The organism is Variovorax sp. GW821-FHT09B05 (assembly GCF_059418265.1).
Map to the genome: position 1 here is coordinate 182947 of NZ_JBWKPN010000004.1, position 15517 is coordinate 198463.

15 protein-coding genes are annotated in these 15517 nt (G+C 64.4%); 4 read left to right on the forward strand and 11 right to left on the reverse strand.

What is annotated here, in order from left to right:
- Positions 1–71: 71 nt before the first annotated feature.
- From flgG to AC07RM_RS12600, 6 genes are all read right to left on the reverse strand, one after another.
- Positions 72–878, reverse strand: coding sequence for a flagellar basal-body rod protein FlgG (gene flgG / locus AC07RM_RS12575; protein ID WP_495334678.1), 807 nt, complete (start codon positions 876–878; stop codon positions 72–74).
- A 72-nt stretch (positions 879–950) separates the two neighbouring features.
- Positions 951–1736, reverse strand: a complete 786-nt coding sequence (locus AC07RM_RS12580) for a flagellar hook-basal body protein (RefSeq protein ID WP_495334679.1) — start codon at positions 1734–1736, stop codon at positions 951–953.
- Positions 1737–1761: 25 nt separating this feature from the next.
- A complete protein-coding gene (locus AC07RM_RS12585) occupies positions 1762–3837 on the reverse strand; it encodes a flagellar biosynthesis protein FlhA (RefSeq protein WP_495334680.1) in 2076 nt (691 codons plus the stop codon).
- Between the two features lie 25 nt (positions 3838–3862).
- Positions 3863–4978, reverse strand: a complete 1116-nt coding sequence (locus tag AC07RM_RS12590; RefSeq protein WP_495334681.1) for an EscU/YscU/HrcU family type III secretion system export apparatus switch protein — start codon at positions 4976–4978, stop codon at positions 3863–3865.
- Entirely contained in the window at positions 4978–5799 is an 822-nt protein-coding gene (locus tag AC07RM_RS12595) for a flagellar biosynthetic protein FliR (RefSeq protein ID WP_495334682.1), read from the reverse strand. Before AC07RM_RS12595 ends, AC07RM_RS12590 begins: the two co-directional genes overlap by 1 nt.
- A 12-nt stretch (positions 5800–5811) precedes the next feature.
- Entirely contained in the window at positions 5812–6252 is a 441-nt protein-coding gene (locus AC07RM_RS12600; protein WP_495334683.1) for a flagellar biosynthetic protein FliQ, read from the reverse strand.
- A gap of 427 nt (positions 6253–6679) precedes the next feature.
- Here AC07RM_RS12600 and AC07RM_RS12605 point away from each other — a divergent pair, with 427 nt between their 5' ends.
- Together AC07RM_RS12605 and AC07RM_RS12610 are read left to right on the forward strand one after the other, a co-directional pair.
- A complete protein-coding gene (locus AC07RM_RS12605) occupies positions 6680–7192 on the forward strand; it encodes an ankyrin repeat domain-containing protein (RefSeq protein WP_495334684.1) in 513 nt (170 codons plus the stop codon).
- Between the two features lie 1061 nt (positions 7193–8253).
- Positions 8254–8607, forward strand: a complete 354-nt coding sequence (locus AC07RM_RS12610) for a helix-turn-helix domain-containing protein (protein WP_495334685.1) — start codon at positions 8254–8256, stop codon at positions 8605–8607.
- On the opposite strand, the gene AC07RM_RS12615 is transcribed toward AC07RM_RS12610, so the two are convergent.
- From AC07RM_RS12615 to AC07RM_RS12625, 3 genes are all read right to left on the reverse strand, one after another.
- On the reverse strand, positions 8597–9631 hold the full coding sequence (locus AC07RM_RS12615) for an SDR family oxidoreductase (protein WP_495334686.1): 1035 nt from the start codon (positions 9629–9631) through the stop codon (positions 8597–8599). The genes AC07RM_RS12610 and AC07RM_RS12615 overlap by 11 nt on opposite strands.
- A gap of 19 nt (positions 9632–9650) precedes the next feature.
- Positions 9651–10637, reverse strand: a complete 987-nt coding sequence (locus AC07RM_RS12620) for an AraC family transcriptional regulator (protein WP_495334687.1) — start codon at positions 10635–10637, stop codon at positions 9651–9653.
- Positions 10638–10736: 99 nt separating this feature from the next.
- Positions 10737–11633: a DMT family transporter gene (locus AC07RM_RS12625; RefSeq protein ID WP_495334688.1), complete on the reverse strand. Its 897-nt coding sequence runs from the start codon at positions 11631–11633 to the stop codon at positions 10737–10739.
- A gap of 106 nt (positions 11634–11739) precedes the next feature.
- Here AC07RM_RS12625 and AC07RM_RS12630 point away from each other — a divergent pair, with 106 nt between their 5' ends.
- Positions 11740–12633, forward strand: coding sequence for a LysR substrate-binding domain-containing protein (locus AC07RM_RS12630; protein ID WP_495334689.1), 894 nt, complete (start codon positions 11740–11742; stop codon positions 12631–12633).
- A gap of 19 nt (positions 12634–12652) precedes the next feature.
- Here AC07RM_RS12630 and AC07RM_RS12635 read toward each other — a convergent pair whose 3' ends face one another.
- Entirely contained in the window at positions 12653–13240 is a 588-nt protein-coding gene (locus AC07RM_RS12635) for a TetR/AcrR family transcriptional regulator (protein WP_093352991.1), read from the reverse strand.
- A 200-nt stretch (positions 13241–13440) separates the two neighbouring features.
- Between AC07RM_RS12635 and AC07RM_RS12640 the strand changes: the two genes are divergently transcribed.
- The gene (locus AC07RM_RS12640) at positions 13441–14562 is read left to right on the forward strand and encodes a branched-chain amino acid ABC transporter substrate-binding protein (RefSeq protein WP_495334690.1); all 1122 of its coding nucleotides are present in this window, start codon (positions 13441–13443) and stop codon (positions 14560–14562) included.
- A gap of 9 nt (positions 14563–14571) precedes the next feature.
- Here AC07RM_RS12640 and AC07RM_RS12645 read toward each other — a convergent pair whose 3' ends face one another.
- The gene (locus AC07RM_RS12645; RefSeq protein WP_495334691.1) at positions 14572–15390 is read right to left on the reverse strand and encodes a helix-turn-helix transcriptional regulator; all 819 of its coding nucleotides are present in this window, start codon (positions 15388–15390) and stop codon (positions 14572–14574) included.
- Between the last annotated feature and the right edge of the window lie 127 nt (positions 15391–15517).

The window sequence follows — 15517 nt, forward strand, 5'->3', positions numbered from 1 at the left end:
AGGCAACGCCCAAAGGAAGCCCGCCAGCAGCAGCCAGCCTGGATATCTCACGCATGCACGGTGCATCGCCATCACTTGCGCAGGTTGTTCACCATGCCAAGCAGTTCATCCGAAGCCTGGACAACTTTGACATTCGCTTCATAGGCGCGTTGCGCGACCATGAGCGCTACCATCTCGTCGACCATCTTGACGTTCGAGCCCTCCAGGGCGCCCTGCTGAAGGGTACCGATTCCCTCCTGCCCCGCGCTGCCAGGCATCGGTTCGCCAGAGCCATCGGAGGAACGATAGAGGTTGTCGCCCTGGGCGAGGAGTGCAGTGGGATTGGCGAAACGGACCAACTGAAGCTGGCCGACATCAACAGGCTTGCTCTGATGGGGAACCGTGACTGTGACAACACCGTCGGCGGCGATGGCGACGCTTGTCGCATCGGTTGGAATGCTGATCCCCGGCTTCAGCGGCGCACCCGATTGCGTCGCGAGCAGTCCGTCGCTGTTGACCTTGAGCGTCCCGCCGCGCGAGAAGGCCGTCGACCCATCGGCCAGCGTGACCTGCATGAAACCATCGCCTTGAATGGCCAAGTCCCATGCGGAGCCTGTCGGCGTCACCGTGCCAAGATCGAACAGCTTGCCCATGGCGGATATGCCAACACCCGCGCCCAGAGAGGGCAACGAGGCCAAAGGACCCATCCCCTGTGCGCCATCGAGGACAGACGACGCTTCGGCGGCATGCATGGCTTCGAGTGACATGAGCTCGTTGAAACTCACGTGCCCTTTCTTGAAGCCCGTCGTATTGACGTTGGCCAGGTTGTTGGCAATCGTGTCGACATTGAGCTGCTGTGCTTGCATACCCGTCGCACCGATATAGAGTGCATCAAACATGAGGTTTCCTTTTGCCGGCCCGCTTCGCCTGGTCCCTGGTGAAATGGCAGACAAGCCCGGGCGTGCGGGCGATCAAGACAAATCCCCCAGCTTGTGGACGGCGGTTCCCACCATTTCGTCATAGCCTTGGGCCATCTTCTGCATCGACTCGAAATGGCGCATCGTCTGAACGAGCTGCACCATCTCCTGCATCGAACTGACATTGGCGTTCTCTACCGCACCTTGCCGCAGGCGAACCTCGCCATCGGAAAGAACGCTCATGCCGGAACCGGGTGCCATCAAACCACCGCCAAGGTGTTGCATATCGCCGCTGCGATCGAACCGAACAATCTTGAGCTGCGCCACCGGTGTTCCGGGCGCGGTGGCGGACGGTCCCGTCGTTGCGTCCGGCTCGGTGATGTTTCCTGCGCCATCAATCACCGGGTGTTGCGTCGTGAGATAGATCTCCCCACCCTTCCCCATCACAGGGTCACCTTGTGCGCTGACCAGTCGACCGCGTGCATCCAGCTGGAAATTGCCTTGGCGCGTATAGGCAGGACCGCTGCTGCTCGCCACTTCAAAGAACCCGTCTCCGGTCAAAGCAACGTCGAGGGGCTCACCGGTCGCCTTGAGGGTGCCGGGTCGCGTGTCGAACATGACGCTCATGGGTGCGGCGCTCAGGACGGCGGCATCCATCCGGACATCCGAGGCGCCGGTTGACACCGCAGCATCGTCGAGCACTTCAACGAAAGGCCGCGCCTCGACGATCTCCCGCTTGTAACCGGGGGTCGATGCATTCGCCAAGTTGAGGGCGACGCGATCCATACGCTGCATGTCCTGATGCATCGCTGCGAGAGTGATCGCTAGAACGTGTTGCATGGAAATTCCGATCTCGATTCGGCTGTCATAGGGCGACGATGGCCCAGGATTTGAGCTCGATGGTCTGGGGAATCTCGGTCATCGCGAGAACCCGCAAGTGCGGCATTGCGCGCTCCGACAGACTTCGAACGTGCCGGCGAAGCTCGGGTGCGCACAGGAGCACGGGCAGCAGATTGCTCTTCATCATTCGCTCCGCCTGCTGAACCAGTCGCCCCATGAGCTGCTCGGCGAGCTTGGGGTCGAGCACGAACGGCCGCGGCGAGCCCTCACCGCTTCTCGCAATTTGCAGACTGTGGAGAAATTCGCTTTCGATCGCGGGATCGAGTGTCATCACCTGCAAGGCGTTGGCCTCGCCTACCAGGGATTGGCAGATCGCATGACCGAGTCGATGTCGCACGAACTCGGTAAGGGTGCTGGCATCCTTGCTCTGCCGTCCCGCGTCTGCAAGCGTCTCAAGGATGGCCTCGACGTGACGGATGGAAACCTTTTCCCGCAGGAGATTTTGCAGAACCTTCTGCACATCGCTGACGGACAGCACCGACGGAATCAGTTCTTCCACCAAACCCGGCTGAACTTGGCGAACCCTCGTCAGCAGTTTCTCCGTCTCGGCGCGGCTCAGCAGGGTTGCGGATTCGCGACGCAAGACTTCGGTCAGATGGGTCATGAACACCGTCGGCCCATCGACCAGGGTGAATTTGGCCGCAACCGCCCCGTCTCGCTGCGATGCATTGATCCACAAGGCAGGCAGTCCGTAGGTAGGATCTCGCGTCACCTCGCCCGGAATGCTTCGCACATCGCCCGCTGGATGGATTGCCAGCACCCGATCCGAATACACCAAGCCTCTGGCGCAGACCACGCCGTCCAGTGCGATCTCGTAGCGGTCAGGTGCCAGCTTCGGCGCCTCCTTGAAGCGCACGGGCGGCAGCACCATTCCAAATTCCTGGGCATGAAGCTTGCGAAAAGCGGCGATGCGCTCGACCAGAATGCTCCCGGGCTGGCTGACGAGGGACGTCCAATGAGACCCAAGGTGGACCTCGATCGGCTCAACGGACAGCAGCGCGTAAGGGTCGTCGTCCAGCGCTGAGGCAGGCTTCGCCGTCACGCCAGCTGAGGCCGCCGACGCCTGCGCCTCCGCGGTCTTCTTTTTCTGGACCTGATACGCGACGCTCGATGCGATCAGCACGCACGCGATGAGTACCAAGGTGGGCAGCACCGGCAACCCAGGCAGCAACAACAGTCCCCCCAGGACAGTCGCGACCATCAACAAAGTCTTGGGAAACGATGTGATCTGCCGCAATACCTCTGCACTCAAATTCGAATCCGAGGCCGAACGAGTGACGATGATGCCGGTGCCTACGGCAATCACGAGCGCGGGCACTTGCGTCACGATGCCGTCGCCGATGGTGAGCAGCGTGTAGGTCTGTAGCGCCTGGCTCCAACCGAGCCCGTGCTGCATCACGCCAATCACCAGACCCCCGATGATGTTGATGAGCATGATGATGATGCCCGCGACTGCATCACCCTTCACGAACTTGCTCGCGCCGTCCATCGCGCCGTAGAACGCCGCCTCCTTTTCCAGGTTCTTGCGTCGCTTCTGCGCCTCGATCTGATCGATGAAGCCCATGTTCAGATCCGCATCGATGCTCATCTGCTGCCCGGGCATGCTGTCCAGAGTGAACCGTGCGGCGACTTCCGACACGCGCTGGGCGCCGCTCGTGACGACGACGTACTGCACGACGATGAGAATCAAAAAGACAATCAGGCCGATGACATAGTTGCCACCGACCACAAAGGAGCCGATGGCGGCGATCACCTTGCCTGCACTGCCGTCGGAGAGGATCAGTCGCGTCGCCGCCACATTCAGCGACAGCCGGAACAGAGTGGCGATGAGCAGAAGCGAAGGAAATGTCGAAAACTCGACAGGTCGCGCCATGTAGAAGGTCAGCAACAGAACCAGAAATGCGAAGCTGAAGTTCGTGAGAATCAGGAAATCGAGAAGGCCCGCCGGAATCGGCGCGAACAGCACGACCAGCACGCCCAGAACCATCGCGACCATTGCGATGTCGCTGTTCTTTCCGAGATACTGCTTCAGCCGATCCATGGCTTACCCTCTGGGCACGAGCTTCTCATCGCGCCATCCTCCCCGACGTGGCGGCGCGCGAAGGAGTGGATGACTGATTCATCGCATCGCGGCGAGCGAACACCCAGACGATGATTCTCGCCACCGCCGCATAGAGGTCTGGCTGCACATGCTGGCCGATTGCCAGGCCACCGTAGAGGGCACGCGCCAAACTTGGACTTTGCACCACGGGAATGCGATGGCGCGCCGCGATCTGACGCATCGCGGCGGCCATGAATCCGCGCCCCTTGGCGATGAGCTGCGGTGCATCCATCTCCCCGTGGACGTAACGCAAAGCCACCGCCACATGGGTCGGATTCGTGATCAGCACGTCGGCGCTACGGGTCTTTCTCAACGCCAAACTGCGCTTGAACATCTCTCGACGCAATTCACGCAGGCGAGCACGGATTCTGGGATCTCCTTCGCGCTGCTTTACCTCGTCCTTCATCTCCCGATTGCTCATGCGCATCTTCCCCGCAAACTCGCGTCGCGTGTAGACGAAGTCGACAATGGCGATCAGCACCAACATCCCCGCGAGCTTGAGCCCGACGGAGGCGAAGTCATCCAGCAGGGTGCGAACGATCCCGTGGGCGGACAGTCCCGCCAGGTGAAAGAACTGCGGCAGCAGGCCCTTGAGTGAAAGATAGACAACCAATCCAAGCAGCAGCAGCTTCAGGACCGCCCTGCCTGCCAGAAACAGCGTCCGAACGGAGAATGTGCGCTTGAAACCGGCCATGGGGTTCAGACGCTCCCAATCGGGCTTGATGGGATGGACTGAAAGGACGGGACCAGTCTGGACGAGATTGCCGACGATGGCCGCAATCAACAGCATGACGAAGAATGGCGCCGCCATCAACAGCGTCTCGTACAACATGCGCTGGACGAGCGAGCCTATGACGCTGGTCGTGACCTCAATCCGGCCCGCCTGCGAGAGAAGCAAGCGGTCCAGCCGGAATTGGCTCTGCCACACCGGCCACCCTTGCCAAGTAAGAAAGATCATCGCGGCCAGGAACACCGTTGCCGCCACCACATCTGGACTTTTGGCAACCTGCCCGCGTTCCCGCGCCTTCTTCAGCTTGTAGGGCGTCGCGGTCTGATTGCGATCGAGATCGGATTGCGCCACTATCGCCCCGCACTGCCAGATGGCTCCAGGGCAGCGTCCCAGGTCGCGTAGATCGACTGGTAAATACGGTCCATGATCGGGCCTACGCCAGAAAACCAAAGCGTCAACGCGAGCAATCCGACCACAATCTTGACGGGCATACCCATCGCGAGCATGTTCATCTGCGGAAGATTTCGAGCGAGCACTCCAAGCGCCAGTTCAACAAGCAGGACGCAGAAAACAGCCGGCGCGACCAAGGAAAATGCCAGTCCCAGCATTCCTCCCACTTGCTTGATCACTGGCAGCAACCCGACCTCAAGAGGCCATGCCGCACCCAACGGAAAGCGATCCAGGCTGTAGGCAATCGCGCGCAACAATGCGTGGTGCCCGTTCACCAGGAAGAAAATCAGAACCGCAGCTTGATTGAATGCCGTGGCGAGAATCGGCGAAGCGGCGTCGGACGCCGGATCGAAGACTTGCGCCAACCCAAAGCCGAGCTGGACATCGAGCAGACCACCCGCCACGGCGACCGCTGCAAAAGCAAGGTGGATAGCGACCGCGAGCAGGGCGCCCAATGCAAGCTCCGTGCTTGCAGACTGGACAAGGACGCCAGGATGATCGGCGAGGAATTGAAAGGAGCGATGAAAGTCACCGTCACCTGCCACATCCAAACCACCGCACAACGCACAGGCCAACCCCAGCACCACTAGAACTCGCACCATCACAGGAACGTTGGCCTGCGAAAACACGGGCGTCATCAGCAGTGCCGCGCCGACGCGCAGCGACAGCAGCAGGGTCGCCACAACCCATGCCATCCATGAGGAAGTTGAGAGGATGTCCATTGCCAGATTGGACTAGAACATCCCTGGAATGGCCGACCACAGCTGGGTCGCGAACTGCATGAGCTGCCGCAACATCCAGGAACCGAACATCAAGAGCGTTACACCGGCAGCCAGAAGTTTCGGGACAAAAGTGAGCGACATTTCTTGCACCTGCGTCACGACCTGCAAGATGCTGATGATGAGACCGACCAGCATCGTCAGGCCCAGCACAGGTCCGCACACCATCAGGCCGACCCAGAACAGATCGCCCATCATGTGCAGTGCGAGATCAGCGTGCACGCACACCTCTATCCTGCAAACGGCTTCGGCACTTCGATTCGGCGCGATCCCTTTCTTCGTGCCAAAGTGATCTGAAGCAAGACGCCCGTTCTCGCACACGAACGCATGCGTCGTCGCCAGAGGATCCAAAGGACAAGACCATGGCGCGCAATTGCGCGCGAAGTAGATGGTCACTATGAGCCCGCGATATTCCTCTTCTCGATCCGAGAATGCACTCGGCCTGGGCAACTGTTTTCATATATCTGGTTGCCAACTTGACATTTACAAACACAAGTACAGGAGGTTAGCGACGAGAAATGTCACGGAAATGACGAAATCAAATCAATATCAAATGCCATCACACAACTGTCTCAGGCAGCAGATGGCGGGTCGGCTGTGTGGTGCAACACCGATCCGTCGACGGAGATATAGGTCCAGGGAAATCGATTTAATCCCTGGCATGAACACACTGACTTCAAGCTGACCACGTTGGCGAATTACCATCCTAGATACGCTGATGTGAATTCATCGGCCTATGAACGACTCTTATCCTGTCATTGCAGCCGGAAGGCTGACTTCCGGCAATGCATTGCCCGGGAAGCAGAGCTCTCTCACGAGGCGAATGGATGCATCGCGGCGCATCGCAAAAACAAGGAGGCGATGGAACCGGCAGCAGCGCGCGGCGCGCACCGGCGATGCTGAAACGGTGGAGCGTCTGCTGAAGAAGGGGCTTCCGCCCAACATGAGCAATCACAACGGCGACACGCTCCTGATGCTTAGCGCGTATCACGGGCACGCCGAAGTTACGGAGGCGTTGTTAAGGGCCGCTGCCGACCCCGATCGATTCAACGACAAGAGCCAGACGCCACTGGCTGGAGCAGCGTTCAAAGGCTTTCAACCCATCGGTGAGCTCCTGCTGGCGCACGGGGCTCAGCCAGGTTTTGCTCCGCCCGGCGGCAAGACACCGATCATGTTCGCCGCGATGTTCAACCGATTCGACATCTTGAAGGTGCTCCTGAAGCACGGCGCCGACATCGATGCTCGGAGCTTGGAAGGCTTTTCGGCACCTGATCTCGCGCGGAGCATGCGGGCACCCGACACGGTGGCCTTTTTGGCAGCGCAGAGGGCGGCCTGAGGTTGATGCGTCAAGCGACGGATCGATCGGTGATTCGGAGGATGTTGGGAGCGGGCTTGGCTGTTATCAGGCCTCGGCTGTCAGCCAGATTTCCCTACGTGGCACCCCACGCGAATGTCTGAGAACCGAGCTGTTCTTCGACATAAGAGACTTCTATGGATAACGATGCGAAGAAATCCCGGTTCGACAGGAAGCTGGTTTCCTTGAAAGAACTCCACGAAGTGAAGTCCTGGACCGAAGCACTTGGCCGCAGCAAAACCCAAATGCGGACGCGCTGAAGGCGGTGGGCAGTTCCGCCGAAGAGGTTCGGGAGTACCTAAAGGGGCGGACCTGACCCACCTTCGGCGAATCTTGGTCCACGCTGCCGAACCCGGGTCCTGGGACCTTCTACTGGGTGCTGATGCAGGAAGGCGGCGACGCGTCGGAGTAGGCCGAGCACTCCTTGACCCCGCACCTGTACAAGCGATGGCGCCAATCCCTAACACGATGCGGGAAGCGCTTCGCCGCTTAGTGGACGCCAGACGGAATCACAATGCGTAGTTCGCGATGTACCTTGCAAGCCGCTTGGCGTTTTCGCTGAGCTCTTCGCCTGACAGCCGCTCGTAGAGCGCGCCCTTGAGTTGATGCATAAGTGCATTTCGTGCCGATTTCTGCAAGCCTAGCGTCCCGAGCCATCGCTGCAAAAATGGGTCCGCGAGCGCTCTGTTCGGGGAAGTCCGCTGGGGTCAGCCTCTCTAGCCCCTCGATTGCGCCGGCAAAAGCGTTGCATCTTCCCACTATCGCATCGACCGTGAGCAAGTCCTCGCCCGTCTGCACATACGCTTGGCCACAGACCTCAGGCAATGTGACCCAGGTGCCCCAACCCCTGTCGGCTAGATAGTCTTTTCGCTTCTCGAGCGCTGGCGCGTCTCCGTCGCTGACAATCAAGCGAGGACGCGACGCCAACTCCAGAATCTTTGTACTGAGGGAAATCTGGCACCGATCGGAAGAGGACGGACATCTACGCACGCCGCTTGCAACTATGAAGCCAAGTTCACAGTCAAGTCACCCGGAGCCGCCCCATGTGGATCGCAGAGTTCTCGCAGCAGGCCGGCGGCACGCGGCCCTATCTCGAGTTCTCGCCACGCGACCTGCGGCTGGTGGCCGCAATCCGCGCGGGCCAGGCCATGGGCATGTCGCTCGCCGAGATCCAGTTGCTGATGAACGAGCGCCGTGCCGGCGGCCGCGGCCGCATGCTGCAGGCCATGGTCGCGCGGCGCGAGAGGCTACGCCAGCAGCAGAAGGAACTCGCCGCGATGCTGCACCTCGTCGACGCGAAGATCGCCTGGCTGCAGGCCGGCGCGCCCGGGGCTCCGCCCGAGCCGCCGAAGATCGGCACGCGTTCGCCCGAAGCAGGCCGCAAGCTCAGGCCTTGAGCAATCCCCTGGCCTGCATGCTCTTCGCGGCCGCCGCGATGGCCTCGCGGGCATCGCGTGGTGTCCAGCCGAGCACCTGACCAGCCTTCTCGTTGGAGGTCTTCTTGGCGTGGCCGAGATCGGGAATGAAGGGGCGAAGCTCGGCATTGAAGAGCGCGACCGCGCGCAGCACGAGATCGGGGATCGTGCGGGTCGGCACGCGTCTGGCCGCTTCGCCGAGCGCCGTCTTGACGATGGCGCCGATCTCCCGCATCGCCAGCGCTTGGCCATTCGAGAGCAGGAAGCGCTCGCCCGCGGCCGCTGGATGGGTCATCGCCAGGATGTGCGCGTCAGCCACGTCGCGCACGTCGACAACCGGGATGAACAGGTTCGGGAAACCCGGCATGTCCCCCTCGAGCATGCGCTGGATCACATGATTGGCCCCGGAGATGTCCTTGCCCATCACCGGTCCCATCACCGCGACGGGAAGCATGGTGGCGAGTTCCAGCCCTCCGCCCTCGGCGGCCATGAAGGACCATGCCGCGCGCTCGGCGAGGGTCTTGCTCTTGCCGTAGGCATCGACGCCGGGGCCGTCGAGAACGGTCCAGTCGTTCTCGGTGAACGTGTGGTCGTCGTGGGGATATCCCCAGCTCACGGAATGAAACGCCGAGGTGAGGACGACGCGCTTGACGCCCGCGTCGCGCGCTGCCCGCAGCACGCGCAGCGTGCCTTCGCGCGCGGGGACGATCAGGTCGTCCTCGTTCGCCACGTGCCCGGGCTGCACCGGCGATGCGACATGCAGAACGAAGTCGACATCGGCCATGGCCTGCGCCCAACCTTCGTCGCGCAGGAGGTCGGCGGCGACGAAGCTCAGCCTGTCGCCGTGCACCATGCCCGCATCCGCGAGCGACGCCCGCACCTCGGCCTCCCTGGCGAGCGATCGAACGGTGGTCCGCACGCGATGATCCTGCGCGAGGAGCTGGAGGATGCAGTGTCCGGCGATGAAGCCGGAGCCACCTGTGACGAGGACGCGTGTGGAGGTCATGAGAGGTTGCTTTCGTGGTTCATGCCTGGTCGGCGGTCTGACGCTCGCGCCAACGGGAAGGGGTGGTCCGCTCCCAGCCGCGAAACGCGCGGGCGAACGAATTGGGCTCGACGAAGCCGAGCAGCATGGCAATGGCCACCGGATCGAGCACCGTGTTGGCGAGCAGCCGTGTCGCCGTGGTGTGCCTCACCGCGGCGAGCTGCTGCTGGAAGCTCGTCTCGCATTCGTCCAGGCGACGCTGGAGCGTGCGACTGCTGAGGTGGAGCCGGCTCGCCACCGCCGCGATGCCGGGTTGCAGGCCTTCGCTCAACTGGCGCGCGATCGCCACGCGGGTCTCGGCCACGAGCGGGGACAGGCCCTCGCCGTGGGCCGCCCTCTGCTCGAGGCCCTCGAGCACTCGTGCGAAGGCCCCGCCGTCCGCCGTGACGAAGGGCACGTCGAGCGCCGTGCGGTCGAACACCATCGCGTCGTGCGTGGCCCCGAAGACGATGGGGCATCCGAAGTGGCGGCGCAACAGCGCCTGATGCTGGGGCCGACGCGCCAGTTCCAGTCGAAGGGGCGCGATCCGTCCGGCGCTGCCATGCCGCGCCAGCTCCCGCAGCGAGGCCATGGTCATGTCGACGAGCAGGCGCGGCACCTCACTCGTCGCCAGCAGCCAGCGATAGCGCACCGTCGTCTGCTCGCCCACGGTCTCGACCTCGACGAGCTCGGGGCAGGTCAGGCGCTTGTAGCGCGAGAGGGCCGCCAGCGCGCGGCGAAAGTCGGGCGCGTGCAGCGCCACGATCGAGGCCACGCCATAGCCCCGGGCGATCCCTTCGGCACCGAAGCGAAGTCCCGCGGACGGATCGTCGAACGCCTCGTCCGCCGCGGCCCAGATGCGGAAGAACTCGCTCGTGCTCCACGCGTTCGATGGCTTCACGCCGGCGCGCTCGCACAGCCGCTCGATGAGGAGGCCGGACTTTGCGAGAACGAGGGGAGACACCGAGAAAGTGTCGTGGCGAGTCATGCGCAAAGAATAGGAGCGCGGGGAGCGCCCGACAAACCCGATCGCGCCAAAAAGGGGGACGCAGGGGATGCGGACCGTTGGCCGACCGCTTGCAGAAAGCTACCGTGCGCGCCGCACCGAAGTCCCGATCGCGATGCCCGCCACGATCAGCCCCGTCGCCAGCAGCAGCGCGCCATCGGGCCTTTCGCCCAGCGCGAGGTCGGCCGCCAGCAGGCCCACCACCGGCACGCCGAGCAGCCCCATCGAGGTCACGGAAGCCGGCAGGTCGCGGTTCACGGTGTTCATCGCCCAGTAGGCCAGCACGGTGCCGATGAGGTTGCTGTAGCCCAGCAGCGCCACCAGCTCCATCGACCACGCGATGCGCGGCACGCCCTCGATGGCCAGCGCCAGCAGCAATTGCGCGATGCTCGCCAGCAGCATCTGCCAGGGCAGCAGCTGGAACGGCGGCGTGGTCCACCGATGGGCGCGCCCGTAGACGATGCAGGCGGCCCAGCAGGCCGCGGCCAGCAGGATCAGGCCGTGGCCGCGCACCACGTCGGCATCGCGCCAGTCGACGGCTGCGGGCTGCAGCAGCACCAGCAGCCCCGTCACGCCGAGTCCCAGGCCGGCGGCGCGGCGCGCGGTGAAGGCCTCGCCGAGGAAGAAGCGGGCCGCGGGCAGCACCCACAGCGGCGTGGTGTAGGCCAGCACCACCGAGCGGCCCGCGCTCAGGTACTGCAGGCCCAGCGCGGCCAGCACCGAGAAGGCCACCATGTGCAGCAGGCCGACGCTCAGGATCACCGGCAGGTCGTGCCGCGTTGGCACGGCCAGCCGGCCCGTAGCCGGCAGCACCACCCACAGCACGATGCACGCCGGCACCATGCGCAGCGTGGTGGCCCAGATCGGCGTGACGTGTTCCAGCACCACCTTGCCGACGCTCCAGTTGACGCCCCAGGCACCGATGACGATCGCGAGAAGAAGGACGGCGGTGCCGCGCGGCGAGGCGTTCGAGGACATGGCTGACGGTGGGCAGGGGATGGAGCGGGAGTCGCTCAAGATAAGCCGCTCCGCGCCCCTTCGCCAGCGATCCTTCTCTACACTGGCCGTGAAATCAATTCACACCATGGACCTCCAGCAACTCCCTCCGCTGACCGCTCTGCGCGCCTTCGCCGCGGCCGCGCAGGCCGGCAGCGTGGTCGGCGCGGCCGACCGGCTCAACGTCACGCACAGCGCGGTGAGCCACCAGCTCCGGCTCATCGAATCGTGGCTGGGCTGCAAGCTGTTCGACCGCCATGCCGCGGGCGTGACGCTCACCGACGCCGGCCGGCGGCTGTTCGCCAGCACCGCGCGGGCGCTCGACGACATCGGCCAGGTCTGCGCCGAGATCCGCGGCCAGCGGCCCGCCACCGCGCTGACGCTGGCCTGCCCCGGCAGCTTCATGCTGCAGTGGCTGATCCCGCGGCTCGACGACTTCGAGGCGCGGCATCCGCAGGTCGTGCTCAATCTGCAGACCGGCAGCGACCTCGGCCGGCTGCGCGCCGGGCACGTCGATGCACTGGTCTACTGCGGCCGCGGGACACATCCGCGCGAGGTGAGCGAGATCCTGCTGGCCGACAACGACATCGGGCCGATCTGCACGCCCGCGCAGGCGAAGACACTGGCCCGGCCACGGGACGTGCTGTCGCATGCGCTGCTGGGCACAGAGTCCTATCCGGCCGGCTGGACGATCTGGGTGCAGGCCAATGGTCTGGACGCCGCGCGACTACGGCCGCGACGTTCCTTCGGCCAGTGGATCTACATGATCCAGGCCACCATCGCCGGTCTCGGCGTGGGCATCGCGCCCTCGGTGCTGGTGCGCGAGGAGCTCGCGCAGGCACGTATCGCGGCCCCGCTGGGCTTCGTGCCCAGCGGCGACCGCATCTCGCTGTGCGTGCTCAGGCGCCGCGCGCAGGAGCCGGCCATCGCCGCGCTGGCCGACTGGCTCGGCACGCTGCACGGCCAGCCGGCGACCGGCTGAACCCGCGGCCGCGCACGCACTACACGATGCCGTGCAGGCACATGTCGCTCGCCTGGTCGGCCAGCGTTTCGAGGCTCAGGCGCCCGGTGGGCTGGTACCAGGTGTAGGTCCAGTTCAGCATGCCGTACATCAGCATCGCGTGCGTGGTCGCGGCCTGGCGGTCCTTGAACTTCTGCGCGTTGATCTCGCGCAGCAGCGCGCACAGGAAGCCCACCAGCTTCTGCTCGTTGGCATTCACCTGGGCGCGCACCTCCTCGGGCAGGTGGTAGACGTCCTCGATCAGCACGGTGTGGCGGTCGCGTTGCTCGTAGTAGTACTTGAGGTGGGCGAGGAAGTAGTTGCGCAGCCGCGCGCGCGGATCGATCGGCGCCGACACCAGGTCCGAGGCGATCGCCACCAGCGCACTCACGTGCTCGCCGAGCATCTCTGCGAGCATCGCTTCCTTCGAGGGGAAGTAGTGGTACATGCGCGACTTCGACGCGTTGCAGGCGGCGCCGATGTCGATGATGTTGGTATTGCGAAAGCCGTTCTTGGCGAAGAGGGACGCGGCCACGTCGAGGATCGTGGCCCGGATGTCGTCGAAGTTCTCGGATTTGGTTCTGGCCATGTCGGCATCGCCCGCAAAAGAAAAATGGTTCGTTCGAAACACCCGCGCCTCGCGCATGTTTCGTCCGCCCGCCCTGTACGCAGCCGGGCGAAACAGCGAAATTTATTCCGTCCGGACGGCCTACTCTAACCGAGGCCTCGCGACCTCGCGGCGGGGCCCCTTCCTGGTCTTCCCGATCCACCCGCCCCACGGAGCCGCGCATGAATCCCGCTGTACGCCACGCCCTCGCCTCCCTCGTCGTCGCCATCGCCACCACCGCGCAGGCGCAGGATGCGCCCGTGCGCATCGGCATCGCCGCGCCGCTGACGGGCGGCATCGCCCATCTCGGCAAGGACATGGAGAACGGCGCGCGGCTCGCCATCGAGGACCTCAATGCGCAGGGCCTCGCGATCGGCGGCCGCCGGCTGCGCTTCGAGGCGGTGGTCGAGGACGACCGGGCCGATCCCGCCAGCGCTACCACCGTGGCGCAGAAGCTGGCCGACCTGCAGGTCAACGGCGTCGTCGGTCACCTCAACTCGGGCACCACCATTCCCGCGGCCCGCGTCTACAACGACGCCGGCATCCCGCAGGTCGCGCCGGCCGCGACCAACCCGCAGTACACGCGCGCCGGCTACCGGTTCGCCGCGCGGCTCATGGCCACCGACGTGCAGCAGGCCGACGGCATCGCCGGCTATGTCGCGCGCACGCTGAAGGCGAAGACCGCCGCCGTGATCGACGACCGCACCGCCTACGGCCAGGGCCTTGCCGACCAGGTGGTGGCCGACCTCGGCAAGGCGCAGGTGAAGGTGCTCAAGCGCGAGTTCGGCACCGACCGCGCGACCGACTTCTCGGCCATCCTCACCACACTGCGCGGCCTCAAGCCCGACGTGATCGTCTACGCGGGCGCCGACGCGCAGGCCGCGCTGGTCAACCGGCAGATGAAGCAGCTGGGCCTGACCGCGACCTTCATCGCGGGCGACGGCGTGTGCACCGGCGAATGGAGCAAGCTCGCGGCCGGCGCCAACGAGGGCGCCTACTGCTCGCAGGCCGGCGCGCCACGCGAGGCCATGGCGGCCTTCGCGGCCTTCAATCAGCGCTACAAGGCGCGCTTCGGCGCCGACGTGATCGTGTTCGCGCCCTATGCCTACGACGCGGTGATGGTGCTGGTGGAAGCGATGAAGAAGGCCGGTTCGACCGATCCCGCGGTGTACGGACCGAAGCTCGCGGGCGTGACGCTCACCGGCCTGATCGGCCCGATCGCGTTCGATGCACGCGGGGACAACCTGCGAGGCACGGTGACGATCTATCAGGTGCGTGGGGGGAAGCTGGTGGTGGCGCCGTAGTGCTCGGCCCTACTTCGTGAAACCCTCGCGCTTGCGAATCTCGTCGAGGTAGTTGTAGATCGAGAAGCGCGACATGTCGAGCGCCGCCGCCGCGCGGCCCACGCTGCCCTTCACGATGAACAGGCCGCGCCGCAGCATCTCCTCGACGGCGTGCACCTTCTCCTCCTTGTTCATGAGCTGCACCGGCTTGCCAAAGGTGCGGATCGCCGAACGGATGATCTCGCCCATCAGCAGGTCCATGTCGGGTGATTCCTCGCGCGACTCGGGCGTGGCCGCGGGCGTAGGCGCGCCCTGGACCGCATGCTCGAGCCAGGCGTGCGCGAGCTTGAACACGGTGAGGTCGGCGTTCATGCACAGCGCCGCGAACGGCGTGCCGTCGGCATCGCGGTAGATCACGGTGGCCGACTTCAGCGGCGTGCCGGTGCCGGTCAGCGTGGGATAGACATTGACCACCGAGTGGCCGCTGCCCGAGAGGTCGGTGGCGGCCGACCAGGCGGCGCCGAAGGCACGGTCGTCCTTCGGGCCGCTGAGGATGGTGCTGCCGACCTTGCGGCCCGACACGTGGCCGTTGGCGATCGCCACCACCGAGGCATCGGGCTGCGTCAGGTCGTGCAGCACCAGTTCGGTGTTCGGCCCGAGCATGCGCCCCATCATCTCCACCACGGGCTTGAGCACCTCGACGATGCGCCGGCGCTCCTCGGCGATGGCCGGCGACACCGTCGCGGCCTTCGAGGGCTTGGCCGCGCGCTGGCGTGCGCGCGGAGCCGGCGGCTGCTGCGCGGTCGAACGGGTGCTGGAGATCTCGGCGGTCTTGCGGGTGGCTGGCATGGACGCGGAAGTCGAAGGAAGGTCGAAGGGGAGTGAAAGCCCTGATCCATGATTTCAACAAATTGTTGAATACTTGATCTGGCGTTGATTTTGGCACATGTCTTGCAGGTCCGGCCGGCCCTGGGGG